This is a genomic window from Methylomonas rhizoryzae, from assembly GCF_008632455.1.
GTDB classification, from domain to species: domain Bacteria; phylum Pseudomonadota; class Gammaproteobacteria; order Methylococcales; family Methylomonadaceae; genus Methylomonas; species Methylomonas rhizoryzae.
Genome location: NZ_CP043929.1, coordinates 1,027,807 through 1,053,100, shown reverse-complemented (window position 1 = coordinate 1,053,100; position 25,294 = coordinate 1,027,807). Strand labels below are relative to the sequence as shown.

The 25,294-nt window shown below is 59.4% G+C and carries 19 protein-coding genes; 13 read left to right on the top strand and 6 right to left on the bottom strand.

Annotated features, from left to right (window positions below; all coding sequences use genetic code 11):
* Positions 1-8: 8 nt before the first annotated feature.
* The 9 genes from F1E05_RS04905 (at position 9) to F1E05_RS04860 (ending at position 12,231) form a co-directional block, all read left to right on the top strand.
* Positions 9-1,004 carry an ABC transporter substrate-binding protein gene (locus F1E05_RS04905; RefSeq protein ID WP_150047236.1) on the top strand — a complete coding sequence of 332 codons (996 nt, stop codon included), beginning with the start codon at positions 9-11 and terminating at the stop codon, positions 1,002-1,004.
* 15 nt (positions 1,005-1,019) lie between these two features.
* Positions 1,020-1,829 carry an ABC transporter permease gene (locus tag F1E05_RS04900; protein ID WP_150047235.1) on the top strand — a complete coding sequence of 270 codons (810 nt, stop codon included), beginning with the start codon at positions 1,020-1,022 and terminating at the stop codon, positions 1,827-1,829.
* A gap of 5 nt (positions 1,830-1,834) precedes the next feature.
* Positions 1,835-2,674 carry an ABC transporter ATP-binding protein gene (locus F1E05_RS04895; RefSeq protein ID WP_150047234.1) on the top strand — a complete coding sequence of 280 codons (840 nt, stop codon included), beginning with the start codon at positions 1,835-1,837 and terminating at the stop codon, positions 2,672-2,674.
* Between the two features lie 18 nt (positions 2,675-2,692).
* Positions 2,693-3,424 (top strand): urea amidolyase associated protein UAAP1, encoded by a 732-nt coding sequence (locus tag F1E05_RS04890; protein ID WP_150047233.1) that lies wholly within the window; start codon positions 2,693-2,695, stop codon positions 3,422-3,424.
* Positions 3,425-3,448: 24 nt separating this feature from the next.
* On the top strand, positions 3,449-4,087 hold the full coding sequence (locus F1E05_RS04885; RefSeq protein ID WP_150047232.1) for an urea amidolyase associated protein UAAP2: 639 nt from the start codon (positions 3,449-3,451) through the stop codon (positions 4,085-4,087).
* A 69-nt stretch (positions 4,088-4,156) separates the two neighbouring features.
* Entirely contained in the window at positions 4,157-7,765 is a 3,609-nt protein-coding gene (gene uca / locus F1E05_RS04880; RefSeq protein WP_150047231.1) for an urea carboxylase, read from the top strand.
* Entirely contained in the window at positions 7,762-9,570 is a 1,809-nt protein-coding gene (atzF, locus tag F1E05_RS04875) for an allophanate hydrolase (protein ID WP_150047230.1), read from the top strand. Before uca ends, atzF begins: the two co-directional genes overlap by 4 nt.
* 122 nt (positions 9,571-9,692) lie before the next feature.
* On the top strand, positions 9,693-10,994 hold the full coding sequence (locus tag F1E05_RS04870; protein ID WP_150047229.1) for a porin: 1,302 nt from the start codon (positions 9,693-9,695) through the stop codon (positions 10,992-10,994).
* A gap of 781 nt (positions 10,995-11,775) precedes the next feature.
* Positions 11,776-12,231: a hypothetical protein gene (locus F1E05_RS04860; RefSeq protein WP_150047228.1), complete on the top strand. Its 456-nt coding sequence runs from the start codon at positions 11,776-11,778 to the stop codon at positions 12,229-12,231.
* A 23-nt stretch (positions 12,232-12,254) separates the two neighbouring features.
* Here the strand turns inward: F1E05_RS04860 and F1E05_RS04855 are convergent, their stop codons facing one another.
* From F1E05_RS04855 to F1E05_RS04840, 4 genes are all read right to left on the bottom strand, one after another.
* Positions 12,255-15,371: an efflux RND transporter permease subunit gene (locus F1E05_RS04855; RefSeq protein ID WP_150047227.1), complete on the bottom strand. Its 3,117-nt coding sequence runs from the start codon at positions 15,369-15,371 to the stop codon at positions 12,255-12,257.
* The gene (locus F1E05_RS04850) at positions 15,368-16,483 is read right to left on the bottom strand and encodes an efflux RND transporter periplasmic adaptor subunit (RefSeq protein ID WP_150047226.1); all 1,116 of its coding nucleotides are present in this window, start codon (positions 16,481-16,483) and stop codon (positions 15,368-15,370) included. The genes F1E05_RS04855 and F1E05_RS04850 overlap by 4 nt, the downstream gene beginning before the upstream one ends.
* A 117-nt stretch (positions 16,484-16,600) precedes the next feature.
* Positions 16,601-17,260 carry a CerR family C-terminal domain-containing protein gene (locus tag F1E05_RS04845; RefSeq protein ID WP_150047225.1) on the bottom strand — a complete coding sequence of 220 codons (660 nt, stop codon included), beginning with the start codon at positions 17,258-17,260 and terminating at the stop codon, positions 16,601-16,603.
* A gap of 166 nt (positions 17,261-17,426) precedes the next feature.
* Positions 17,427-18,287 (bottom strand): LysR family transcriptional regulator, encoded by an 861-nt coding sequence (locus F1E05_RS04840; protein WP_150047224.1) that lies wholly within the window; start codon positions 18,285-18,287, stop codon positions 17,427-17,429.
* A 116-nt stretch (positions 18,288-18,403) separates the two neighbouring features.
* Between F1E05_RS04840 and F1E05_RS04835 the strand changes: the two genes are divergently transcribed.
* The 4 genes from F1E05_RS04835 to F1E05_RS04820 are packed head-to-tail and all read left to right on the top strand — an operon-like array spanning position 18,404 to position 23,540.
* Entirely contained in the window at positions 18,404-19,291 is an 888-nt protein-coding gene (locus F1E05_RS04835) for a hypothetical protein (protein ID WP_150047223.1), read from the top strand.
* Positions 19,288-20,853: a DHA2 family efflux MFS transporter permease subunit gene (locus tag F1E05_RS04830; RefSeq protein ID WP_150047222.1), complete on the top strand. Its 1,566-nt coding sequence runs from the start codon at positions 19,288-19,290 to the stop codon at positions 20,851-20,853. Before F1E05_RS04835 ends, F1E05_RS04830 begins: the two co-directional genes overlap by 4 nt.
* Positions 20,853-22,358, top strand: a complete 1,506-nt coding sequence (locus tag F1E05_RS04825) for an efflux transporter outer membrane subunit (protein WP_150047221.1) — start codon at positions 20,853-20,855, stop codon at positions 22,356-22,358. Before F1E05_RS04830 ends, F1E05_RS04825 begins: the two co-directional genes overlap by 1 nt.
* A gap of 24 nt (positions 22,359-22,382) precedes the next feature.
* Positions 22,383-23,540, top strand: coding sequence for an efflux RND transporter periplasmic adaptor subunit (locus tag F1E05_RS04820; RefSeq protein WP_150047220.1), 1,158 nt, complete (start codon positions 22,383-22,385; stop codon positions 23,538-23,540).
* A gap of 31 nt (positions 23,541-23,571) precedes the next feature.
* Here F1E05_RS04820 and F1E05_RS04815 read toward each other — a convergent pair whose 3' ends face one another.
* Positions 23,572-24,534, bottom strand: a complete 963-nt coding sequence (locus F1E05_RS04815; protein ID WP_150047219.1) for a hypothetical protein — start codon at positions 24,532-24,534, stop codon at positions 23,572-23,574.
* On the bottom strand, positions 24,527-25,291 hold the full coding sequence (locus tag F1E05_RS04810) for a 4Fe4S-binding leucine-rich repeat protein (protein WP_150047218.1): 765 nt from the start codon (positions 25,289-25,291) through the stop codon (positions 24,527-24,529). Before F1E05_RS04810 ends, F1E05_RS04815 begins: the two co-directional genes overlap by 8 nt.
* Positions 25,292-25,294 lie beyond the last annotated feature (3 nt).

The window sequence follows — 25,294 nt, the reverse complement described above, 5'->3', positions numbered from 1 at the left end:
AGCTGCTCATGACCTCAAATTCCTCCCGCAATTTCTTCCGACTCCCGGCACTGCTGCTTGCTGCGGCGCTGTTTTGCCTGTCGATCCCGGCGCGTGCCGAAGTCAAAGTCGGCGTCAGCGATTGGCCCGGCTGGGTGGCATGGTACGTCGCCGAGAAAAACGGCTATTTCAAAAAATACGGTGCCAAGGTCAAATTGGTGTGGTTTGCCAATTACACCGACTCGATCTCGGCCTTGTCTGCCGGCCAGTTGGACGCCAATTGCCAGACCTGGTCCGACACCATGGCGCCGCTGAGCAAGAACGTGCCGGTCAAAGCGATTCTGGTCAATGACAATTCCGACGGCAACGACGCCTTGATGGTCAATCCCGCCATCACAAGCTTTGCCGACCTGAAAGGCAAAACCATCGCCCTCGAGCAGTATTCGATTTCCCATTTCGTGCTCGCCACCGCGCTGAGCAAAAACGGCCTGAGTTTCGACGACATCAAAACCGTGAATCTGTCGGCCGGCGACGCGGCCGCGGCATTCCTGAGCGGCCGGGTCGATGCGACGGTGGTGTGGAATCCCTGGGTCAACAATATCCAGGCCAGCGGCAAGGGAACGGCGCTGTTCACATCCAAAGATATGCCCGGCCTGATCCCCGATTTGCTGGTCGCTCGAGTCAAAGCCATCGAAACCCACCGCGCCGAATTGGTCGGCATGATTAAAGCCTGGCAGGACACGCAACAGTTTATACGCGAACAACCCGACCAGGCCGTTGCCATCATGTCCAAGGTGGTCGGCATGAAACCGGACGCCTACAAAGTGTTTCTGCCGGGCACTCGTTTCTTTACCCTCGAAGACAATCTCAAAGCCATGACCGCGGCCAGCGAACCAGCCTCGCTGGCCGCGGTCGGTCCTACCATCGCCAGCTTTCTGAAAGACAATCGCCTAATCGAATCCGTGCCCGATTTGGCCGCCGGCTTTGACGCCTCGTTGGTGACCGAAGCGCTCGCCGCTCATTAGCTCAAGGTGGCGACTATGACTGACAATTCGAATCCGCGCCGACCGCTGTGGGCGATACGCGGCAGCTTGGATCGGCGTATCCATTGGCTGATCGCCTGCAGCGGTTTGCTGTTGGCACTGTTGGGGTGGTGGCTGGCCTCGACCGGCGGCACGATAGACCCGGTGTTTTTGCCGACCCCGCCGCTGGTGCTAAACAGCGCCTGGGAATGGCTGCACGACGGCGATTTGCTCGGCGACGTGGCAATCAGCGTTTACCGGGTGGTGGCCGGATTTTTATTGTCGGCGGTACTGGCCTTGCCTCTGGGCGTCCTGGTCGGCACTTATGCGCCGGTCAAGGCCTTGTTCGAGCCCCTGACCGATTTCATCCGCTATATGCCGGCGGCGGCCTTCATTCCGCTGGTGATGCTGTGGGTGGGCATAGACGAAGGCGCCAAGATCGCGATCATTTTCATCGGCACCTTCTTTCAGATGCTGCTGATGATCGCCGAGGACGTGCGCCGGGTGCCGATGGAGCAAATCGAAGCGGCGCAAACCATGGGCGCCGACCGCGACGAAATCGTCATGCGGGTGATCATCCTGTCGGCCAAGCCGGCGATTCTGGATACCTTACGAGTAACGATGGGCTGGGCCTGGACTTACCTGGTGGTGGCCGAGTTGGTTGCGGCCAATTCCGGGCTGGGTTTTGCGGTATTGAAGGCGCAACGTTTTCTGCAAACCGACAAAATCTTCGCCGGCATCATTCTGATCGGCCTGTTCGGGCTCGCCACCGACCAATGCTTCCGCTGGGCACATCGCCGCAGCTTCCCCTGGCTGTACCGGAGATAGCGCCGATGACGAGTCCAATCATTCAAATCCGCCAATTGCAAAAACGCTTTGCCGCCAACGGCGCGGACATCGTCGCGCTGCAAAATGCCGATCTCGACATTGCGCCCGGCGAGTTCGTCACGCTGGTCGGCGCCTCCGGCTGCGGCAAGTCGACCTTGCTGCGCATCGTCGCCGGCCTGGAACCAGCCAGCGCCGGCAGCGTCAGCGTCGACGGCGCGGCAATCGCCGGTCCCGGTATCGACCGGGCCATGGTATTCCAGCATTACAGCCTGTATCCGTGGTTGAGCGTGACCGAGAACATCAAGTTTTGCCGGCAACTGAAGGTGCACCGCGACGTGTCCACGCTGAGCGATGTCGAATCCGCCGAAGGCCGGGCCGACGCCTTGATCCGCTTGATGGGCCTAAGCCACGTGGCCAACGCCTATCCCAACCAACTGTCCGGCGGCATGCAACAACGGGTGGCCATCGCCAGGGCCTTGATGGCACGGCCGCGCATCCTGTTGATGGACGAACCGTTCGGCGCACTGGACGCCCAGACCCGCGAGGTGATGCACGATCTGATCCTGCACGTTTCCATCCTGGAAAAAACCACGGTGCTGTTCGTCACCCACGATGTGGAAGAAGCGATTTACTTGGCGCACCGGGTGGTGTTGATGGCCCCCCGGCCGGGACGCATCGCCGCGGTGCATACGGTACCGCTGCCGGATCACCGCGACCAGGACATGAAGCAGAATCCGGACTTCATTGCCTTAAAAAAACAAATTCTGGCCGGCATTCGCGAGACTTCCGGCATGCACACCGATTACGAACTACTCGAGCGTCTGGGCCAAAGCCCGGCGCCCTAACCGATTCAGGAGACTACGATGAGCTTAGCCTCGATCAATACCACCGACCTGCTATGGAGCGAAAACCTGCCGGCCGGCGCCCATACCTCGTTCCGGATGCGGCGCGGCAACCGCCTGCGGCTGACCGACAGCGAAGGCGGCGCCAATCTGGCGGCCTTGTTTATCAACTACGACGAACGCAGCGAACGCTACAACATGGCCGACACCCTAAAGGCCCAGCATACCTTTCATCTGACTGAAGGCTTTGTCTGTTATTCGGACATGGGCCGGGTGTTGTGCTCGATTACCGGCGACACGCTGGGCTGGCACGACACCGTATGCGGGGTGTCCGATGCCGCCCACGTGCTGGCCAAATACGGTACGGCCAGCTATCAAAGCCATCGCAACGCGATGTACCGCAACGGCCGCGACAGCCTGCTGATCGAATTGGAAAAATGGGGCTTGGGCAAACGCGATCTGGTCGCCAACCTCAACTTCTTCAGCAAGGTAGCGGTCGGCGCGGACGGCAATCTGCAATTTCAAGTGGGCCATTCCACCCCAGGCAGCCAAGTAGAGCTGCGCTTTGAAATGGACACGCTGGTGTTGCTCAGCACCTGTCCGCACCCGTTGGACCCCAATCCGCACTACCAGCCCAAACCGGTGTTGCTGGAGGCCTATCGCGGCGCTTTGCCGGATCAAGACGACAAGTGCCGCAATTTCCGCCCGGAAAACGGCCGCGGTTTTACCAATACCGAACGTTATTACCTGTAACACCGATTTTACGAGGAATACCCTATGCCCATCGTCGAAAGCACGCTCGATCCGAGCAGCGCCATATACGATTACACCCTGCCGGCCGGCGAACCGTGGCTGCATACCATCAAACAAGGCCAGACCTTTCGCATCCTGGATCTGGAAGGCAACCAAGCCGTCGACACCTTGTTTTACAGCGCGGCCGACCATGAAGAACGCTACAGCGCCAGCGACACCATCCGCCGGCAAGGCAATCTGTACCTGAGCGCCGGCACCCAGCTGATCTCCGGCGAGGGCAACGTTTTATTGACCATCGTCGCCGACACCTGCGGCCGCCACGACACCCTGGGCGGCGCCTGTGCCGCCGAGAGCAACACGGTGCGCTATGCCCTGGATAAGAAGCACATGCACAGCTGCCGCGACAGCTTTCTATTGGCCATCGGCCACGCCGACTGCGGCCTGGCCAAGCGCGACATCGCCAGCAACATCAATTTTTTCATGAACGTGCCGGTCACGCCCGACGGCCAATTGACCTTTGCCGACGGTATTTCCGCGCCGGGCAAGTATGTGGAAATGCGGGCGGAGATGGACGTGATCGCGCTGATTTCCAATTGCCCGCAGTTGAACAACCCGTGTAACGCCTACAACCCGACGCCGGTGCGGCTGCTGATTTGGGATTGACCTTTGAGCCGTGCCGGGACGACCCGGCGCCGGTATGCCAAGGCGGGACGGCCCGCCAAACGAGGATTCATGTTTAACAAGGTATTGATCGCCAATCGCGGCGAAATCGCCTGCCGCATCATGCGGACCTTAAAAGAATTGGGCGTCGCCAGCGTCGCGGTATATTCCGAAGCCGACGCCCATGCCCGCCACGTCCGGGAAGCCGACGAAGCAGTGTGCGTCGGCGGCGCAGCGGCGGCGGACAGCTATTTGCGCGGCGAGCGGATTCTGGCAGCAGCGCTGGCTACCGGCGCCGAGGCCATTCATCCCGGCTACGGCTTCCTGAGCGAAAACGCCGAGTTCGCCGAGCAATGCGCGGCCGCCGGCATCGTGTTCATCGGTCCCACGCCGGAGCAGTTACGGCGCTTTGGTTTGAAACACACTGCCCGCGAGATCGCCAAAACCTGCGGCGTGCCCTTACTGCCCGGCACCGGCTTGCTGGCGGACATCGATCAGGCTTTGCAGGCGGCTACCGATATAGGCTACCCGCTGATGCTAAAAAGCACGGCCGGCGGCGGCGGTATCGGCATGCGCTTGTGCCGCACCGAGGCCGAGCTGTGCGAGGCGTTTGCGGTGGTGCAGCGCTTGAGCGCGGCCAACTTCAAGGACAGCGGCTTGTATCTGGAAAAATTCATCGAGCGCGCCCGCCATATCGAAGTACAGATTTTCGGCGACGGCGCCGGGCGGGTGATCCATTTGGGCGAGCGCGATTGTTCGGTACAGCGTCGTAACCAGAAAGTGATCGAGGAAACCCCGGCACCGGGTCTCAGCGAAGCGACCCGCGCGGCACTTTACCGCCATGCCTTGGCGCTGGCCGAGGCAGTGAGTTATCGCTCCGCCGGCACGGTCGAATTCGTTTACGACCAGGACAGCGGCGAATTTTATTTTTTGGAAGTCAACACCCGCTTGCAGGTCGAACACGGCGTCACCGAGCAAGTCACCGCCACCGACCTGGTGGCCTGGATGCTGCGGTTGGCGGCCGGCGACCGGGCATTTCTGGATCAATACCGGCATGCGCCACAAGGCTGGGCTATGCAAGTCAGGGTGTACGCCGAAGACCCGAACAAAAATTTCCAGCCTTCATCCGGCTTGCTGACCGATTGCCGGTTTCCCGAGGCGGTCAGGGTCGATCATTGGCTGGAGAACGGCCTGGAGGTCACGCCGCATTACGATCCCTTGCTGGCCAAAGTCATCGTCCATGCGGCAGATCGCGAACAGGCCTTGGCGCAAATGGATGCAGCTTTGGCCGACACCCGCTTGTACGGCATCGAAACCAATCTGGCCTATTTGCGGCGGATCGTCGCCGACGACGTATTTCGTAATGGTGACCAGATCACCGCCTACCTGGCTGGCCTGAGCTACCAGCCTCGCACCCTGGACGTGCTGGAAGCCGGCACCCAAAGCATGATTCAGGATTATCCGGGGCGCTTGGGTTATTGGGACGTCGGCGTGCCACCGTCCGGGCCGATGGATATGCTGGCCTTTCGCTTGGCGAACCGAATTTTGGGTAACCCGGAGGATGCGGCCGGGCTGGAAATGGCCATCAACGGCCCCAGCCTGCGCTTCAATTTTGCCACCCGCATCGTGTTAACCGGCGCAGCGATGCAAGCCGAGTTGAACGGTCAAGCCATACCCTACTGGCAGGCGATTGCAGTTGCGGCCGGCGACGTGTTGAAACTGGGCAATATTGCCGGCCAGGGTTGCCGCAGTTATCTGGCGATACAAGGCGGCTTCGACGTGCCGGAATATCTGGGCAGCCGAGCCACCTTCACGCTCGGCCAGTTCGGCGGCCACGGCGGCCGGGTGCTGCGGGTCGGCGACGTGTTGCCGGTCGCGGCGGAAACAGCCTTTGCCGAGGAAATCGTGCCGAATCGAGGCGCGCTGCCCCGTTACGCCGAGCACTGGCAAATTGGCGTGCTGTACGGCCCACACGGCGCGCCGGACTTTTTTACCGACGCGGACATCGCCGAATTTTTCGCGACCGATTGGGAGGTACATTACAACTCCAATCGCACCGGCATCCGTTTGATCGGCCCGAAACCGCGCTGGGCCCGTAGCGACGGCGGCGAGGCCGGTTTGCATCCGTCCAACATCCACGACAACGCCTACGCCATCGGCGCGGTGGATTTCACCGGCGACATGCCTGTGATTCTCGGCCCGGACGGCCCCAGTCTGGGCGGGTTTGTCTGTCCAGCTACCGTGGTCGCGGCCGAATTGTGGAAGCTGGGCCAATTGAAGCCCGGCAATAGCGTGCGTTTCATCCGCTTGAACCGCGCGCAAGCGGCAAAACTGGATGCCCAGGTCGAGCAGGCCTTGGCCGACCCGGCTCATGCCGCGTTACCGGAACTGCCGGCACCACCCGATTTCGCGGAAAGCTGCATCCTGGCCCAGCTTCCGGCCGGCCAAGACCGGGTGGCGGTAACCTATCGCCAGGCCGGCGACCGCAATCTGCTGATCGAGTACGGTCCCTTGGTATTGGACCTTAATCTGCGCTTTCGGGTGCATGCCTTGATGACCTGGCTGCAACAACGCCGCATCGCCGGCATCGTCGATCTGACGCCGGGCATCCGCTCCTTGCAAGTGCACTACGACCGCCGCCTGCCGCTGGACGAACTGCTGCGGATTCTGGCGCAAGCCGAAGCGGAACTGCCGGCCATCGAAGACATGGAAGTGCCGACCCGCATCGTCCACCTGCCGCTGTCCTGGGACGACCCATCCACGCAACTGGCGATCGAAAAATACATGCAGTCGGTGCGCAAGGATGCGCCGTGGTGCCCGAGCAATATCGAGTTCATCCGTCGCATTAACGGGCTGGACAGTATCGACCAAGTCAAGGACATCCTGTTCAACGCCAGTTATCTGGTGATGGGCTTGGGCGACGTCTATCTGGGCGCGCCGGTGGCGACGCCTATCGATCCACGCCACCGGCTGGTGACCACCAAGTACAACCCGGCCCGGACCTGGACCCCGGAGAACGCGGTCGGCATCGGCGGTGCTTATCTGTGCGTGTACGGCATGGAAGGACCGGGCGGCTACCAGTTTGTCGGTCGCACCGTGCCGATGTGGAACCGCTACCGGCAAACCGCCGATTTTCGCGACGGCAAGCCGTGGCTGCTGCGCTTTTTCGACCAAATCCGCTTCTATCCGGTATCCGCCGAGGAATTGCTGCGTCATCGGCAGGACTTGATCAGCGGCAAGCTCAAACTGGATATCCGCGAGGAAACCTTCAGTTTGCGCCAGTACAACGAGTTTCTGCGCACACACGCCGGCGAGATCGCCGCATGTAAAAGCCGGCAACAGGCGGCCTTCGACGCCGAACGCGAACGCTGGGCGCAAGCCGGCCAGGTTTACGCCGACGATCAGGCCGTCGCGGCGGCGGCCATCGATACCGAGCTGGACTTGCCGGCCGGTGCCCGGGCCGTGGCCAGCCATATCGCCGGCAACGTCTGGCAAGTACTGGTCAAGGCCGGCGATAGGGTCAAGCAAGGCGATGCCTTGGTGGTGGTCGAATCGATGAAAATGGAGTTTCCGGTAACGGCACCAGAGGACGGTACGGTCTGGCAAGTGTTTTGCGCCGAAGGCGGACAAATCAGCGCCGGCCAGGATTTATTGGTGTTGCAGGCCGGGGAGGAGGCATGACAACCTGGAGCGAATTACCGGAAGTCCTGAGCATCGCTGGTCTGAGCCACGCCTACCGCGACGGTATGCTGACGCCGACGGCGCTGGTAAGCATGCTGTGGCAGCGATTGGAATCGGCACCGCAGCGCGGGGTCTGGATCAACCGCGTGCCGCTCGAACGGCTGCAGGCTTATGCCGAGGCGCTGGCAGACCAGTCGCCGGACGAGTTGCCCTTGTATGGCATTCCGTTTGCGATCAAGGACAATATCGATCTGGTCGATTTACCCACGACGGCGGCTTGCCCGGCCTATGCCTACCAGCCCGAGCAATCGGCGTTCGTGGTCCGGCAACTGATAGCCGCCGGTGCGATTCCGCTGGGCAAAACCAATCTGGACCAATTCGCGACCGGCTTGGTCGGTACCCGCTCGCCCTACGGCGTGTGCTGTAACAGTTTCGATCCAGAATACATCGCCGGTGGTTCCAGTTCGGGCTCGGCAGTCGCGGTGGCGAGCGGTCTGGCCAGTTTTGCCTTGGGCACCGACACAGCCGGGTCCGGTCGGGTGCCGGCGGCCTTCAATAACTTGGTTGGTGTCAAACCAACGCGGGGCTTGTTAAGCACGTCTGGCGTGGTGCCGGCTTGTCGTAGTTTGGATTGCGTCTCGGTGTTTGCGTTGACGGCCGCCGACGCCGAGCGGGTGCTACAAGTCGCCAATGTGTACGACGCTACGGACGCTTACAACCGGCGAGACCAGCCCTCGCCGGTGCCGCCCGGCTTTGCCGGCCGCTTTCGCTGCGGAGTGCCGAAGCCGGAGCAATTGCAATTTTTCGGCGACGATGCGGCGGAAGCCTTGCTTGCCGAGGCTGTCGCGCAATTGCAGGCCCAAGGCGGCAGCATGGTCGAAGTGGACATTCAGCCCTTGCTGGATGCCGCCGACTTGCTTTACGCCGGGCCGTGGCTGGCCGAGCGTTATCTGGTGGCCGGTGACCTCCTGCAATCCAACGCCGAGGCTTTATTTCCGGTTACCAGGGACATTTTGGCCAAAGCGTCGGACTTGTCGGCCGCCGATGCCTGGCGTGCGTTTTACCGCTTACAGGACTTGAAGCGGCAAAGCGATGCAATCTGGCGACAGGTCGATGTGTTGGTCACGCCGACCACCGGCACGATTTACCCGATTGCCGCCGTCGAAACCAATCCGGTCGAATTGAACAGCCGGCTGGGCTATTACACCAATTTCATGAATCTGCTCGACCTGAGCGCCATCGCACTGCCGGCCGGGTTTCGCGGCAATGGCCTGCCGTTCGGCATCACGCTGTGCGCGCCGGCCTTTGCCGACCGGGCTTTGCTGGCGTTGGCGAAACGCCGAGAACAGTTGGCGCCGCATACATTGGGTGTCTCCGAAACCTTAAGCTCAGAATTTCCCGCAGCGGACGGCGACGACTTGGCCGGCTTTGTTCGGGTCGCGGTGTGCGGCGCGCATCTGTCCGGCCTGCCGCTGAATCATCTGTTGACCGGTCGCGGCGGCATGTTGCTGCAATGCACGCACACCGCGCCCACGTATCGGCTGTACGCATTGCCGGACGGCAAGCGGCCCGGCATGGTACGCGACGACACCGGCGCGGCCATCGCCGTTGAGGTCTGGGCTTTGCCAATTCACCGATACGGCGAATTCGTCGCCGAAATCCCGGCGCCGCTGGGCATAGGCCGGGTGCAATTGCAGGATGGTACGAGCGTACAGGGCTTTGTCTGCGAGGCGGCCGCCGTGCGCGAGGCACTGGACATCACCGGCTTCGGCGGCTGGCGCGCTTATCTCACTCGCCCGGACTAAGCCGCCGGTTTTAGCCATTTAATTTTCCTCAATCCTAACCATTCAAGCCGGATTTTCCGGCTTGCGGGGGCGTTTGCGCCCGAAAAAAGTTTGCTGACTCATTGACCGACAGGAGAATACTCATGCCAACCCCTGCTTCCCGAACTCGCGACTGGCTGTATGCCGCACCGCTATTGTTGGCGATGTCGCCATTACCGGCCGAGGAACGCGCCGGTTTATTGAACGGCCTGTCGTTTATCAACGACTTGCCCTGGATGAAGGCCGCCAATTTACACGTCCGCAGTTGGGCCGACGCCGGTATCGTTTACAACGCCAACGATCCGGGCGACCGCTACAATGGCCCCGTGGTGTTTGCCGACCGCGCCAACGAGTTCAATCTGCACCAGCTCGGCGGCGAGTTGATCCGCGACGTCGATACCGGCGGCGACCATTGGGACATCGGTGGCATGCTGACCCTGATGTACGGCAGCGACGCCCGTTTTAACACCATCAACCCCTACGGTGGCGGGCATTGGGACAACCGCTTGATCGGCTCCGACGAGCGTTTCTACAAGCTGGCGATCCCCAATGCCTATCTGGATATTTTCATGCCGCTGGGCAACGGCCTGAAGACGCGCATCGGCCGGTTTTATACGATCATGGGCTACGAGACCGGATTGTCGCCGGACAATTTTTTCTACACCCATCCCTATACCTTCCAATACGGCGAGCCGTTTACCCATTTCGGTATGACCACCACTTATCCGCTAAACGACAATTTAAGTATCACCTTGGGCGCAGTCACTGGCGGCCACACTAAATTGAATGGTGTGCTGGACGGCAATGGCGCCTGGGACGGATTCGACAAAAACATGGAGAACTGGAATTTCCTGGGCGGCGCCACCTGGGCCAGCGACGATGCGGCGACCTCCTTCACCGCCACGCTGATCACCGGCGACGTCAACAGCGACAACAATCTGCGCGAATTCCAGCGCCAGACCGGCATCGACAAACGCGATAACCGCACCTTTTACAGCCTGGTCTTTCAGCACAACTTCGCCGAGCGCTGGCACTACGTGCTGCAACACGACCACGGTATCGAGCAGCAGCATCCGTTGAACAATTTCGCCGACGCCGAATGGTACGGTATTCATTCGCAACTGAAATACGACGTGTCCGATACGTTGGGAGTGGGCCTGCGCGGCGAATGGTTTCGCGACGACGACGGCGTTCGGGTCGGTCAAATGTGCCCAAGTTGCGCGGTACTGGCGACCGGAGCGGCCAACTATTATGCCGCGACGCTCGGCGTGAACTGGAAGCCGGAGAAGTGGTTAATGGTTAGACCCGAAGCGCGCTACGATTGGTCGCAAGGTGTCGATGCATACGACGAACGCAACAAGGACAGCCAGTTTATTTTCGGCGCCGATGTGGTGGTTACCTTTTAATCCGGTCGGCTTCATCAGTGCATATGGACATACCGAGTCCTAATGTTTTTTGAACAGATAGCGCGGGGTGTTGGCGAAGTCGGTTTCGATGTAGTAGAGCGCGGCCAGACTGCCGTCGGTTTTTTGGTCGACCACGGCCAGCCCCCTTGTCAGAAGGGTTGTCGCCCAGCCACACGTAGTTGCGGGCGCTGCCGGTTTGTTCGTAGATCAAGCGGCCGGCGGTGTCGTAGACGTAGCGGGTTTGCCCGGCCCCGTTGGTTTTCAACACCCGCCGCCGGCCGCTGCTGATACCGATGTCTATTCCGCCGGATAATCCACGGTCGAATCATTTACATTCCAAGCGCCAAACAAGCCGACACTCAGTTCTCATCGGCTTCGGATTGCGGCCCATTCGGCATTACCAGAAAATTGGCTTTTATTGGTTGCGTTACTATTCGACAAAGGATTCGAGCGGGGCAGGGTAACACGGAAGCCGGTAATTCCAGACGATAGCCTTGGGCGAGCGTAAAGACAATCGCTGCGGTTGGCGCTGGCCCAACCTGCACCGGGATCGGTGCAGACGATACCGGTGCAGGTAATTTTCGATAGCCGCTTAGCCGCTCCGTGAACATGCGGATATTAATCTGCTGCTCAATGCAGCACACCAATTGCGATGGACCACTGCGTTGCCATGGTTCCAAGATATTCGATCGCCATTCTTGATCCAAAAATCTCAGGCTGCACCCCGACGAATCTGTTTACCGGTGGAGCGGATGAGCCCTTACATTCCGGAGCCGGTTTAATGAAGACCACTAACCCCCATCCCTGGCTTGCAGCTTTCATCGGCCTATTACTCGTCTCTTTGTACGCCTTGATGGTGCATCTGTTCCAACTGTTCGGTTTGCCCTCAGGCACCGGTTTTTACAGCCTGCCTATGATCGCCTTTCGGGCCGAATTGACCGAAATAGTCATCTGTTGTATCGGAGTGTTACTCGGCGCTCTGCTAATAGGGCAACGTTGGTTAGCCGGTTTTTGGGTGTTCAGTTGGAACACGTTGGCATTGCCCTGGATCACCATAGCTTTGCTTGAGAACGTAGCTGTGGCAGCGGACTTTGCCGTGTTGTTTTTCCTGCCGATTTGGTTATCGGTTTACTTGTTTATTTTTCAACTGCTAGGCATAGCCTTAAACGGTGCATGGCATATTCTCCGTTCCGAACGTTTCAACCCAACAAAGCGGGCGGATTGGATGATCCGCTAAAAAAAGGAATTGACGCAACCGTCTTAGCTTATTCCGGGCCTCGTCTCATCGATAGCCACCGCAGTACCGGTAAGCCGCCGCCAAAACGCCAGCCCGCCCTGCTTGCAGTCGTCCAAATAGGTGTAAGCCACCGGAATGACCAACAAACTGAGCAAGGTTGAGGTCGCCAATCCGCCGATAACGGCGATAGCCATAGGGCTGCGGAAGGACGGATCGGCGTCGCCGGCGCCCATCGCGATAGGCAGCATGCCGGCTCCCATGGCGATGGTCGTCATCACGATGGGCCTAGCCCTTTTATGGCAAGCGTCCAGCAAAGCCTCGACCCGGCTTAAACCGTGGTCGCGGCGGGCGACGATGGCGTATTCCACCAGCAAGATGGAATTTTTGGTGGCAATCCCCATCAGCATGACCAAGCCGATCAGAGACGGCATGGAAAACGCCTTGCCGGTCAATAGCAAGGCCACAAAGCCGCCGCCGAACGCCAATGGCAGCGCCGCCAATATCGTGATGGGTTGCAAAAAATCCTTGAACAGCAAGATCAGCACCACCAGTATGCACAACACCCCGGTCAGCATGGCCAAGCCGAAACTGCCGAACAATTCCTCCATCATTTCGGCGTCGCCGATGTTGATTTGTTTCACGCCGGCCGGCAGGTTGTTGATGCTGGGCAGATTTTGCACCGCGGCGGTGACGTCGCCCAAGGGCAGGCCGGACAATTCGATTTCGAAATTGACGTTGCGCGAGCGGTCGTAGCGGTCTATCACCGCCGGGCCGCTGGACAACTCCAGCTTGGCCACTTGGCCTACCAACACCGTAGCGCTGCCGGCTTTGCTGGACGGCACCGCCAGCCGTTCCAGCACCGCCAAATCGCGACGGCCTTCCGGCGCCAATTTGACCACCATCGGCACTTGCCGTTGCGCCAAATTCAGTTTGGACAGCGACCAATCGTAATCGCCGACCGTGGCAATCCGCAGGGTTTCGGCCAAGGCCGTCGTCGTCACGCCTAAATCGGCCGCGCGGGCGAAATCCGGACGCACGGCAATCTCAGGCCGTATCAAAGCCGCGCTGGAAGCAATGCTGCCTAAGCCGGGTATGGTCCGTAAATCCTGTTCCACGGCACGGGCGGCACGACTCAACGCTTGCGGATCGTCGCCGCTCAACACCAAGACGTATTTTTCGCCGGAAGCACCCAAACCGATTTTGATGCGGACGCCGGGTAATTGCTGCAGCGCTTGCCGGATTTGCAACTCGATTGCCTGCTTGCGCAGCGGCCGGGCGTTGCGCCCGGCCAAGGTGATGGTCAAGGTGGCTTTTCTGACCTCGCCGCTGCCTTGCGAGCCGGCCATCGGATCGGTACCGGCAGAACCGGCACCTATGGTGGTATAGACGCGTTGCACATAGGGAATTGGCGCAAGTAGCCGCCGAGCGGTTTCCGCGGCCTGTTCGGTCTGATGCAACGTCGCGCCCGGCGGCAATTCCACGAACACTTGGGTTTGCGGATTGTCGTCGGCCGGCAGAAATCCGGTCGGCAACAGCGGAATTAACAGCAGCGAGGCGACGAAAAACAGCGCCGCACCGGTGATAGTCGTCAACCGGTGCGTTAAACACCAGGCTGCGGCCCGCATGTAATGCCGCATCACGGGCCCTTCGCTTCCGCCGGCTTCGGGATGGGCTTTTAACAGATAGGCCGCCATCATCGGCGTCAACATGCGCGCCACGACTAAAGACGCCATCACCGCTAGCGCCGCCGTCCAACCGAATTGTTTGAAAAACCGCCCGGCTACCCCGCTCATGAACGCCGTAGGCAAAAACACCGCCACTAACGCAAAGGTCGTGGCCACCACCGCCAGACCGATCTCGTCGGCCGCTTCCATGGCCGCCTGGTACGGGGATTTTCCCATCCGCAGGTGGCGGACGATGTTTTCCACCTCCACAATCGCATCGTCGACCAATATGCCTATCACCAAGGACAGCGCCAACAAAGTGATCACATTCAACGAAAAGCCTAAATAGTCCATACCGGCGAATGCCGGCAGAACCGACAACGGCAAGGCTACCGCCGAAATAAAGGTTGCCCGCCAATCGCGCAGAAACAGCCACACGACCAGTACGGCCAGCGCACTGCCCTCGTACAGCATAGACATCGAGCCTTCGAATTCTTCCTCCACCGGCGCGACGAAATTGAATGCCTCAGTGAATTCTATGTCGGGATTGGCCGCGGCCAATTCCGCCAAGACGCGTTTGACCCCGCTGCCGACTTCCACCTCGCCGGCGCCCCGACTGCGGGTTACTTCGAAGCCGACTACCGGTTTGCCGTCCAAAAACGCAGCGGCGCGCGGTTCGGCCACCGAATCGTCGATTTGCGCGACTTGATCCAGGCGGATGTGCCGACCGTCCGGCAAGGTCAATTGCAGCGGTCGCAGTTCGTCTACCGAGGCCACGTTCGCCAGGGTACGCACCGGTTGCTCGCCGCTACCCAAATCGGTACGGCCGCCGGCGCTTTCGCGTTGCATGTCGCGCAATTGCCGGGAAATGTCGGCCGCCGTAGCGCCCAAGGCTTGCAGCTTGACAGGATCCAACCCAATAGTCACTTCCCGGCTGGCGCCGCCTACCCGGGTGACCGCGCCGACGCCGTTGACAGCCAACAGTCGTTTGGAAACGGTGTCGTCGACGAACCACGACAAGGCCTCGTCGTCGCGTTGTTTGGAACGGACGGTAAACGCAAAAATCGGCGAGCCGGCCAAGTCCAATTTATTGACCACCGGATCGCGCAAATCGCCGGGTAAATCGGTACGGACTTTGGTAACGGCGGAGCGCACGTCGTCCACCGCCTCCTGCACCGGTTTCTCCAAGCGAAATTGCACGGTAATCGTGACGCTACCGTCTTGGACTTTGCTGGTAATGTGCTTCAAGCCCTGTAACGTGGCCAGCGCATTTTCGATTTTTCGCGTCACTTCGGTTTCCATTTGCGCCGGCGACGCACCGGGCAAAGTCGCAGTCACGGTGACCGTCGGCAGTTCCAGGTCCGGAAAATTTTGCACCTTCATGGCCTTGAAACTGTGCATGCCGGCAAAGCTCAGCAGCACGAACAACATCATGGCCGGAATCGGATTGCGGATGCACCACGCGGATACGTTCACGGCATGACCACCCTGACGTTATCGCCGTCGGCTAAAAATGACGCGCCCGACGCGACCAGCCTATCGTCGGCTTGCAAACCGGCCAGAATTTCCAAATGGTTGCCGTCCCGGCGGCCGATTTGGACTTTGACTTGCTCGACTTGGGCCTGGTCTTGGCTGTGCGCGTGGACCCGAAACACGTAAGAAAAGCCTTCCCGTAACGATAAGGCGTCTTGCGGCACGGTCAAGGCGGCGCTATCCCCCAATGCGAATTCGCCGCGGGCAAACATGCCGGCCCGCAAACCTTTGGCCGCAGCATCGGGCAAATCCACGTAAACCAAGCCGTTTCGGCTTTGTTCGTCCAAGGTCGGTGCTAAAAATCGTAGCGTCCCGGTCACGCTGCCGACGTTGGGGACCTCGACCGTAACGCCGACGCCCGGCCGCAACCGGGTCATTTCGGCGGCGGTGACTTCGCCGCGCCATTCCAGCCGATTGCCCCGAATCAAACGAAACAATTCCTGACCATTGGTAGCTACCGCACCCAAGGTCGCGGAGCGCGAAGAGATGACACCGTCGTCGCTGGCCAGCACCTTGGTGTGCTTTAAGCGCAACTGCTGAATCTGCAACTGGGCGTGAGCCGATTGCAGTTTGGCCGCCGCGGTTTTGGCCGCAGTAGTATATTGATCGACTTGCTGCGCACTAAAAGCCCCTGACAGCGAGGCTTTTCTGGCACGTTCCGCATTGACCTGCGCTTCGGCCAGATTCGCTTCGGCCTCGGCTACCAAAGCCCGGGCTTGCGCCAGGTCGGCCAACACGCTTTCTTCCGCAAAATCGGCCAGTACCTGCCCTTTCTTCACGAATTCGCCAACTTGCACCTTGACCGCCGCCAGACGCAAATCGCCGATTTCCGCGCCGATCACGGCTTCCTGCCAGGCGGCGATAGAACCGTTAGCCGTCAGGCGATTAGGCATCTGCCGCATTTGCGGTTGGACGATAGTCACGCTCAGCGCGGGATTCGCCACGTTTGCCGGCTCTGATTGCACCGGTTGCTTTTGGTTGTTGCCGACCGCTAAACCGATGCCTAACAGCATCAATACTAGGGTCAACGATATAACGATTTTGCTGATGGTCATAAATCCTCCAGTGAAGCTGACCTTTATCCGCGAACTTGGTTCGCTGGCGATTCGACGAATTTCATGGCACCCCGTCGTACCGACATCCGGGCGCGCCGCTAATGGAAATAAGCTGGATTACTCCAGGGATTGCCTGCGCCGGGCCGCTTCGCCTTCTATCATCGACAGGGCGAAGCCGCTCAATCTGTCGGCCAAGGTGTCGATAGCCTCGGGCGTATCCACTAACGGCAAATCTATTGCGGTCAGGATGTCTTGACCGACGTAAAAATGCACTACCATGCCGACAATGGCGAATGCCAAGCGGTGCAGGTCGGTATCGGCTTGCTCTAACTGCAAATGCTTTTGCAGCAGCGATACCAGCGCGTCGTGCTGCGGTTTTAACTCCGCATCGATTTCCTGCTGCCAAGCACCGGTCGGCTCGACCATTTCCCGGAAATGCAGCTTCATGACCAGCTTCAGTTCTTCGCCTTTTTTGAAGGGTTCCAGAAATTCGGTAAAGAAGCGGCGCAACAACTCCGGCAACGGCATATCGGCATAAGCACGGACATCGCCCCCGCAGCGGGTCTCGCCCATAGGTTCGGTGAACGCCGCCCGATATAGGCCGGCTTTATCGCCGAAGTAATAGCGAATCGCCGATATATTGACGTTAGCCGCTTCGCAAATCAGCCGGGTGGAGGCGCCTTCATAGCCTTTTTCGGCAAACAATTTGAGCGCCGCGCTCACTAACCGGCTACGCGCGTCGCCCCCCTCCTTATTGTCCGTCTTGTCATTGCCCATGTACTTTCGCCGCGTCCGGTATTCAATCAATCGATCGATTGAAACCATATCAATCAATCGATTGATTGTCAACACGCGAGCGGCGGCATCCTCGGCGTGACTGATAAGCGACGGGACTCATCCACGACGGGTCGCGCGGAACTTGCTAGAACCGAAACCGGAAACGCTAACTCTGGCGTTTTTGGCTTTCCAGCGCGGCTAAAGCGCGAAAGCGCTGCAATATGGGCGTCAGCACCTCGGCATCGCCGTCTCGTTGCGAAACCATATAGGCCGGCAAGCGGAAACCGGCGCCGTCCTGTAGCAAAAACAATTTGCCGGCCGCCAACCACGGCTCGGCCAAGCGAATCGGCAAAAAGCAGGATCCGCCGTTGCACAACACCAATTGCACCGCCAACCAACCGATATTCACCCATTGTCCCGGACGCTCCGGATTCGGGTAACTATTGCTGTGCTGAGCATAAAAACCCGGCCCCCAATCCACATAGATGTAATCGTCGTTCGGCCACGGCCGATAGGGATCGCTGCCGACCAGCACCAAAATCTCGTCGAACAAATGCTCGATGATCAAGGCCGGGTTATGCTGCGGGGTGTACATCAAGCCGATGTCGATACTGCCCTCGACCAAACCGCGCATCAAATCCTCCTCGAAACCGATCTCGCTACGCAACGATATGTTCGGCATCGTCCTGCGAATTTCGCCTATCCATCGCGGCAGCAAGCCTTCCCACAAGGCAATCCGGGCGCCTATGCTCACGCTGGCTCTATATCGGCTAGGCAATCCGATGTCGTGCCTGGCTTGCTCCAAAGTCAACAACAAGGTTTTGGCGTGCCGCAAAAAGCGCTTGCCGGCCAGGGTCAAACCGGCGCCGGCCCGGTTACGCACGAACAGTTGCACCCCCAGATAAGCTTCCAGACGCTGGATGCGGGTACTGACCGTGGATTGAGTGACGTATAAACGATTGGCCGCTTCCAGAAAGCTGCCGTTGGCGGCGACGCTTAAAAACGTTTTGATTTGGTCAATGTCCATGGATTTAGTATCGACATTATCGATACGAAAGTCTAATAAATATCGTTTTACTTATACAAAGGCTCTACCTATAGTGAATCGCTATCAAATTCCCGAACCAGCTGCGGAGAGCCGATATGCCGATCACCCACCGTTTAACGCCAGCCGACGCGGTTAGATCCGGAATCGGCCAACTACTCGCAGTGACAACCCGATCCGCCCGGTATGTGCTTTTGGCTTGTTTATTGACCGGTTGCCGGACACCGGCTGTCCGCCTGCCGGAAGCGGAACTCAGCAAACTGCAATCCGTGCTGATTGTGGCGCTGGAAACGCCGCCGCTGGACATCGAGCCCGACCCCATTGAAGACCGGATACCGGCTTATGCGCACTACCGCAACATGGCCATGCCGCTAGACCCGGAGCGGCACCTGTACCGCAATGCCGGCGGCATCGTCATTGCCGGAGCCATCGCCCCGAACGAACTCGATACCTTCACGCTAGTAACGGCAGCGGAGCAAGCGAGTGGACCGGCCCCCATCTGGACGCCGACCGTCGTTTTGGCCGAAATCGCTCGCGCCAATTTATCGGACCATTGGCTACACAGCCGCGTCCATCGCGATATTCGCCCGCTGCCGATCGTCAAGTCGGAACGGAACGCACAACTGCAGCACTGGCGCCGCGCAGTGGAAAATTGGTACGCGCAGGCGGACACCGACAGCCGTTACAGCGAGCTGCACGGTTACGACGCCGTTGTGGAAATCGGAGTAAACCGTTATCGAATTTTTGCCGGTCAAGTATCGTTGCAGGTGATGCTGAAACTGATCAACCCGAAAACCGGCCGGGTCCTGGCACGCACCGCGGCCGATTCTTATTGTGTCGACGATGCGGCGCTGCATTCGCTGCAAACCGACGGCGCAGCCTTCAAAAAGCTTATCTCCGAACTGGGCGAGCGTTTGCTGGCTCGCGCATTCGACGACTTAGGCTGGCATGTTGTGCCGGCTACCCCACCGCTAGCCCTGAAATGAGCGGGGTTTATTTCAAGCGCCTACGCGGCTGGCGCTTTTTACTCTTCAACCTGTGCTTAGGCGGCGGCCATGCGTTGGTCGTATTCAACGCCGGCGCCTATATCGCCATGCTGCCCAGGGTTGCCGGCGGCTTGGGCATTCCGCTCAGTTTCGCGGCCTGGACCCAGACCGATTACATGATAGGCCTGGCGTTGGGTTATCCGGTCGGCGGTTGGCTTTCCCGACGCATCGGCGAATACCGACCTTTCATCGCCTCGTGCCTGGTTTTTGCACTGAGCTCGGCTTGCTGCGCCTACGCTACCTCGCTGCTGCCTTATCTAAGTGCGCGTATTCTTTTAGGTTTTTCCGGCGGCGTGAGCCTGCCTATCGGCCAATCGCTGCTGCTCAAAGAATACCCGGAACGGCAAAAATCTCTGGGTATCGGGGTTTGGAATCTGGTCACCCTCACACCGTTTACCCTGGGCCCGCCTTTAGGCGGCTGGATAGCGGATAGCGTGGGCTGGCGCTGGCTGTTCCGGCTCAACATCGCGCTGGCGCTGAGCATTGCCGCCTGCATCGGCGCTTTGCTGTACGCTCGCGGCAGCCGTGCGATACGCCGCCGCTTCGATAGCGTCGGCTTTGCCCTCGCGGCCTGCACCCTGCTCGGTCTGCAAACCTTATTGAACCAAGGCAACGATAGTGACTGGGGCAACTCGCCCTACCTTTCGGCAGTAGCCGGGTTCTCCGTCGCCAGTTTGGTTTTCTGGATCTGGTGGGAAGCGCGGGTCAAACATCCCTATATCGACATTCGCCTATTCGAACGACGCAATGTCGCGATAGGCGTTGTCGCCTTGTGCTGTGGGTTTCTGATGTTTCAAGGCTTGCTATCGATGTTGATCGTGCAACTGCAAGTCACGCTGGGTTATTCGTCGTTGCTGGCCGGCCTGGTATTTTTACCGATGGCCATATTCGCCAAGCCGACCGCCGGCATAATGCACGAAATCGTCAATCGCACCGACGCCCGCTTACTGGCCAGCATCAACCTTACCGCTTTCTCCGCCGTGTATTTTTGGCTCGGCCGATTCGACGATCCGGCCGCTTTCGACCGGCTGTTTTGGGCGAAATTGTGGGAGGGCATTTGCCTGGGCAGTTTTTTCGTGCCCCTGACGCGATTGATGTTGCACGATTTACCGGCGGAACGGCACTGGCAGGCCTTGGAATTGGCGAACTTTTTGCGCATAGCGGCCGGTGGATTCGGCATCTCCTTGCAAGCCATCGTGCTGTATCGCCGGACCCCGCTGCACCTGCACAGATTCGCCGAAAACCACTCCGACTTTACCGCATTGCAACGCTTAGTCGACGCCGGTTACAGCGACGCGGCGGCCTTCGCCAAGTTTGCCAAACTGGTCACGCAAGCCCAACAAATTCGCAGCATCAGCGACGCCTACTGGCTGGCCGGCTGCGCTTTCCTGACGCTGGCAGCCTTGGTTTGGTTTGCCCATCCGCCGCGCAAGCCCAACGAAGCCGGCGCACAACCGGCATTGTCGCAATTAGCGGCTGAAGTCGTCGCGGAGGAAATCTGATGCCGCCGCTTACCCGGCTGCCGAGCCGTGTCTGGGCCGCAATCTGGTTGTCCTGCCTGTGTTGCGCCTGCGCCCGGCTCGGCAGTAACGGCGACACGCCTGCCCGCATGAAAGGCATGCCCGCCATTCGACAAACCCTTGACCTAGCCGGCACCGAAGCCACCGCCAAGCGGGCGTGGCCGGAACAAAACTGGTGGCGGCAGTTCAACGATCCGGTACTGGACCGGCTGATCGCCACCGCCTTAAGCGATAACCCGAACATCCATATCGCCGCTGCTCGGCTGACACAAGCGCAAGCCCTGGTGGACGCACGCGGCGCCGAGTTATATCCGACGCTGGAGTCCAGTCTCGGTTTCAGCGCGCAACGCTTCTCCGCCAACAGCGTTCAGGCCAAGCTGGCCGGCGAGCATTTTCGACAACTGCTGATCAATCCCTTGGTGTTGCGCTACCACCTGGATTTTTGGGGCCACGACCGCGCCGCGCTGCAAAGCGCGGTCGACCGGTCGTTGGCCGGCGCGGCGGAACTGGCAGACGCGCGCCTGCTGCTTACCGCCGAACTGACCGCTTGCTATTTCGACTTACAAACCAGCCTAGCGCAAACACAGCTGGCGGAACGGATTGCGGCGGACCGGCAAGGCTTGCTGGCTTTGCAGCAGGCAAAGCGCAGGGCCGGACTTAGCGGCGACGCCCCGACGCTGCAAGCCGAAATCGCGCTGAGTGAGGCCGCGCAAGAACTGGCCCGCTTGCACGGCACGACCGAAACGCAACGCAACCGTTTGGCCGTGCTGGCCGGGCGAGGCGCCGATTGGGGGCAGGCGCTGACCATTAGGCCTAACACGGCAGCTGCACTTTTACATCTACCGACCGATTTGCCTTTACGCTTGTTGTCGAAGCGCCCCGACCTGAGCGCCGCCAGACTGCAAGCGGAGGCCGCCGCCGAGGACGTCATGGTCGCCGAAACCGCTTTTTACCCGGACGTCAACCTTTACGCGTTCAGCGGTTTACATAGCGTCAGCCTGACGGACCTTGTATTGCAAGGCGCCAGCTTGGCCTACGCGGTCGGGCCGGCCATAGAATTGCCGATTTTCGAAGGCGGCCTGCTGCGAGCCAAACTAACTGACCGTCGAGCCGCCTACGACGCCGCAGTCGAACGCTACAACGCGGCGCTATTGCACGCGGTGCAAGAAGTCGCCGACGGCTTGAGTCGCTGGCGAGAATTCGCCGCCCGCCGCAACGAACAACGTGCCAAGTTGGAAGCCGCCGCAGCCGGAAGCCGGCTGGCCGCACGTTTGCTCCAGTCCGGACTGGCCGACCGGCTTCAGGTTTTACAAGCCCGCATTGCCGAAAATCAAGAGCACTTGGTGCTGCTTGGTCTCGAAGTCGCACAAAGAAAGGTGTCGGTCGGCTTGATCAAAGCCTTGGGCGGCGGCTACGACGCCGATTCCGTCAAGGTAAGCGATGCGCCGAACCTGGCCGAAAGCAACGGCACACCGCATTTGCCGTAACGATCTCAACACCAGGCCTAAGCCATGCATAAAAAAATCCGTCCGCGCGAAATCCTGCGTCAACGCCAGCGCCGTCTAGTTTCCCTGGCAGCCACACTGACTGTCGTCGCAATCACTGCATTATTATTTTGGTGGTTGGATCAGCGCGATTGGGTCGGCACCGACGACGCTTTCGTTGCCGGACATTTGATTACGGTAAAAAATCAAAGCGAAGGTACGGTCGTCGAAGTCCTGGCGGAAAACACCTCAAAGGTTCACAAAGGCGATATTTTGGTCAGATTGGACGGCGCCCAGGCGCTGATCGCTTTGCAACAGGCCCAAGCCGAACTGGCGGAAGCGGTACGCAACGTCATGGCCCTAAAAGCTCAACTCGCAGCCTTAACGCATCGTGCCGACGCCAAACAAGCGGCTCTGCAACGGGTACGACACGACTTGGCGCGCTTGTCGATCGCGGTCGCGGACGGTGCCGCCGCCGAGCAGGACGTGCAAAATGCTGAAGATAACATTGAGGAATTGATCGCCGGCCTGCGTGAAACCGAGGCGGAACGGCAAGGCTTGCTCGCCCAATTAGGCCGGTCCGAGCCCGGCGAACACCCGGCGGTCGAACGCGCCAAAAGCCGGCTGCGACGCGCTTTCCTGGACTATAGCCGGCAAAACGTGATTGCTCCGGTATCCGGTTACGTTGCCAAGCGCAAAGTGCACGTCGGCGACCGTTTAAATCCGGGCACGCCGTTGCTGGTCATTGTCCCGTTGGATCAGGTATGGGTGGAGGCCAATTTTCTGGAAACCCAGGCCGCACCGATACGCGTCGGTCAACCGGCCGAGATTCGCATCGACGCCCAGCAAGCCCAGAGGGTATACCGTGGCCGGGTACAAGGCATCAATCCGGCCACCGGCAGTACGTTCGCGCTATTGCCGGCCGATAACGCCACCGGCAATTTCATCCATGTGGCGGAGCGCCTGCAAGTGCGAATTGCCTTGAATGCCGACGACTTGCGCGCCCAACCCTTGCAACCGGGGCTGTCGACTGTAACCCGGGTTTACGTCGGCTCCGACTCGATAACACCGGTTGCAAACGCGATAGATTTGAATCACGAAGCCTACCGCACCGATGTTTTCGAGCGGGAACTGGAGGCTGCGGAACAATTGATTCGACAAGTTATTGCGGAAAATGCCGGTTGATCTTAATCACGCCCGGCTTGAGTAAATGGATTTACACGTTGTAGGGGCTGGCAATCCAATCGCGCAGCACCGCTTCGTCGCGTTGCGGCAAATAAGCAAAATCCCCGGAAATGTCGGCGAACACGGCTTCCGCGCTATGGGTGGATACCAATTTGCCTTTCAGCATGTAAAAGTACCAGGCAAAAGGATAACCGGCTTGCCGGTCGAAACGATTCAGTAAATTACTCAAGGCACTGCCTTTTTTGCCGGCAAAGTCTTCCAAATGCGGCAAATGGCCTTGGTGCACGTTGATTAATTCGACGTTGACGATTTGCTCGCCGAAACGGCCGGTATGGCTATAAGGACGAATGATCCAATCGTCGGACATCCTATGCTTTTGCCCGGCACTACTGCGGTTCCAATCGTCCATGAAGCGCTGTACCGGATGCTCGCCGCTGTGGCGTTCGTTGACGACTTCCATGAATAAACGCACGTCGGTTTTGCGCCGGTAAGCGTACCGGGATTGCCCGAAGCAAAAGCTGTCTATGCAAAAAGGGTGTAACGGGTCGATAAACTCTTCCAAATCTTCCGGCGGGCGGGTTTCGTTCGCCAACATCCGATCCGATACCTCGTGAGTTTTATCGACTTCGATCAAGGTGAAATCTTCGGCCTGCTCGCCGGTTTGCACGACGAAATACAGGGTATGGCCGGTCTGCTTGGTGGCAATCAAGCGTTGCTCCAGCGTGTAGTCGATCAAGGTCTGTAGGTTTTGCCCGCATTCGATGTAGGTTCGTTCCACCCACTCGGTCAAATCGTTGGCAATCCGGCTGCCGTCAGAGCCTACCACGCCACCCAAGCGGTACCACTCTTCGCCCACCTGTGCCAGATGAACCGGAAATTCGGGATACAGGCTCTGCAATTTTTGCGTCAGTAATTCGTCCGTTTGGCCTGGGATACACTTTTTGCAACATTCGGCAATTTCGGGTCCGGTTACGGTCAAGCGGGCGTCAGTCATGTTTCGAATCGGTATCGCTAGTTAGATGGAGACGATGGAGCACTAATTCTCGTACGTCCGGCTCGGGGTCGTTACGCAAGGGCGGCAGATTTTCCGGGCTAACTTTAGTCGCCGCCGTATACCGCACCACCCAATCGCTGTCGTTCAACAGCGCCACGGCCTCGTCGGCCGGCAAGCGCTCCGCAACGATGCGCCTCACTTCCGGCGAAGGATCGGCCATCATCAGGCCCAAACTGACTTCCGGAAGCCGCTCGGCTACCCGTTTGCGCACTTGGGTGTCCCTGTCTTTAATGAAACGAAACAAGCGGCCGGGCGGCAAGCGTTTAACCACGGTCAAGCGTACCAGATAATCCCTGTCATCCGCTAGTTGCTCTAAGTGTTCCAAGTCTATGCGTTCGGCTACGGTCATGCGCACGTCGCGGTCGGAATCGCTTATCCAAGCCTGTAATTGGTGGGAAGGCAATCGAAAAGCGACGACGCGACGCACGACTTCGTCGCTGTCTTCGATCAAGGCGTGCAAGGCTTTTTGCGGTGCATAGCGGGCGGCAACCGCGCGTCGTTCCCAATAGGGATCGCGCAGATAGTGTTCCGCGTAGACCGGGTTGACCCTAAAAAATCGGTCGATTTGCTTGCCGCTTTCCACGCGCACGCAGGTGTGGCCGGGCATGCAGCGACCCATCAACAAGGTTTTGTTTCTAAATGGGCATAAACTGCAATCGCCGAACGGAACCTGGATATGATTTGCCGGTTCTGCCATGCG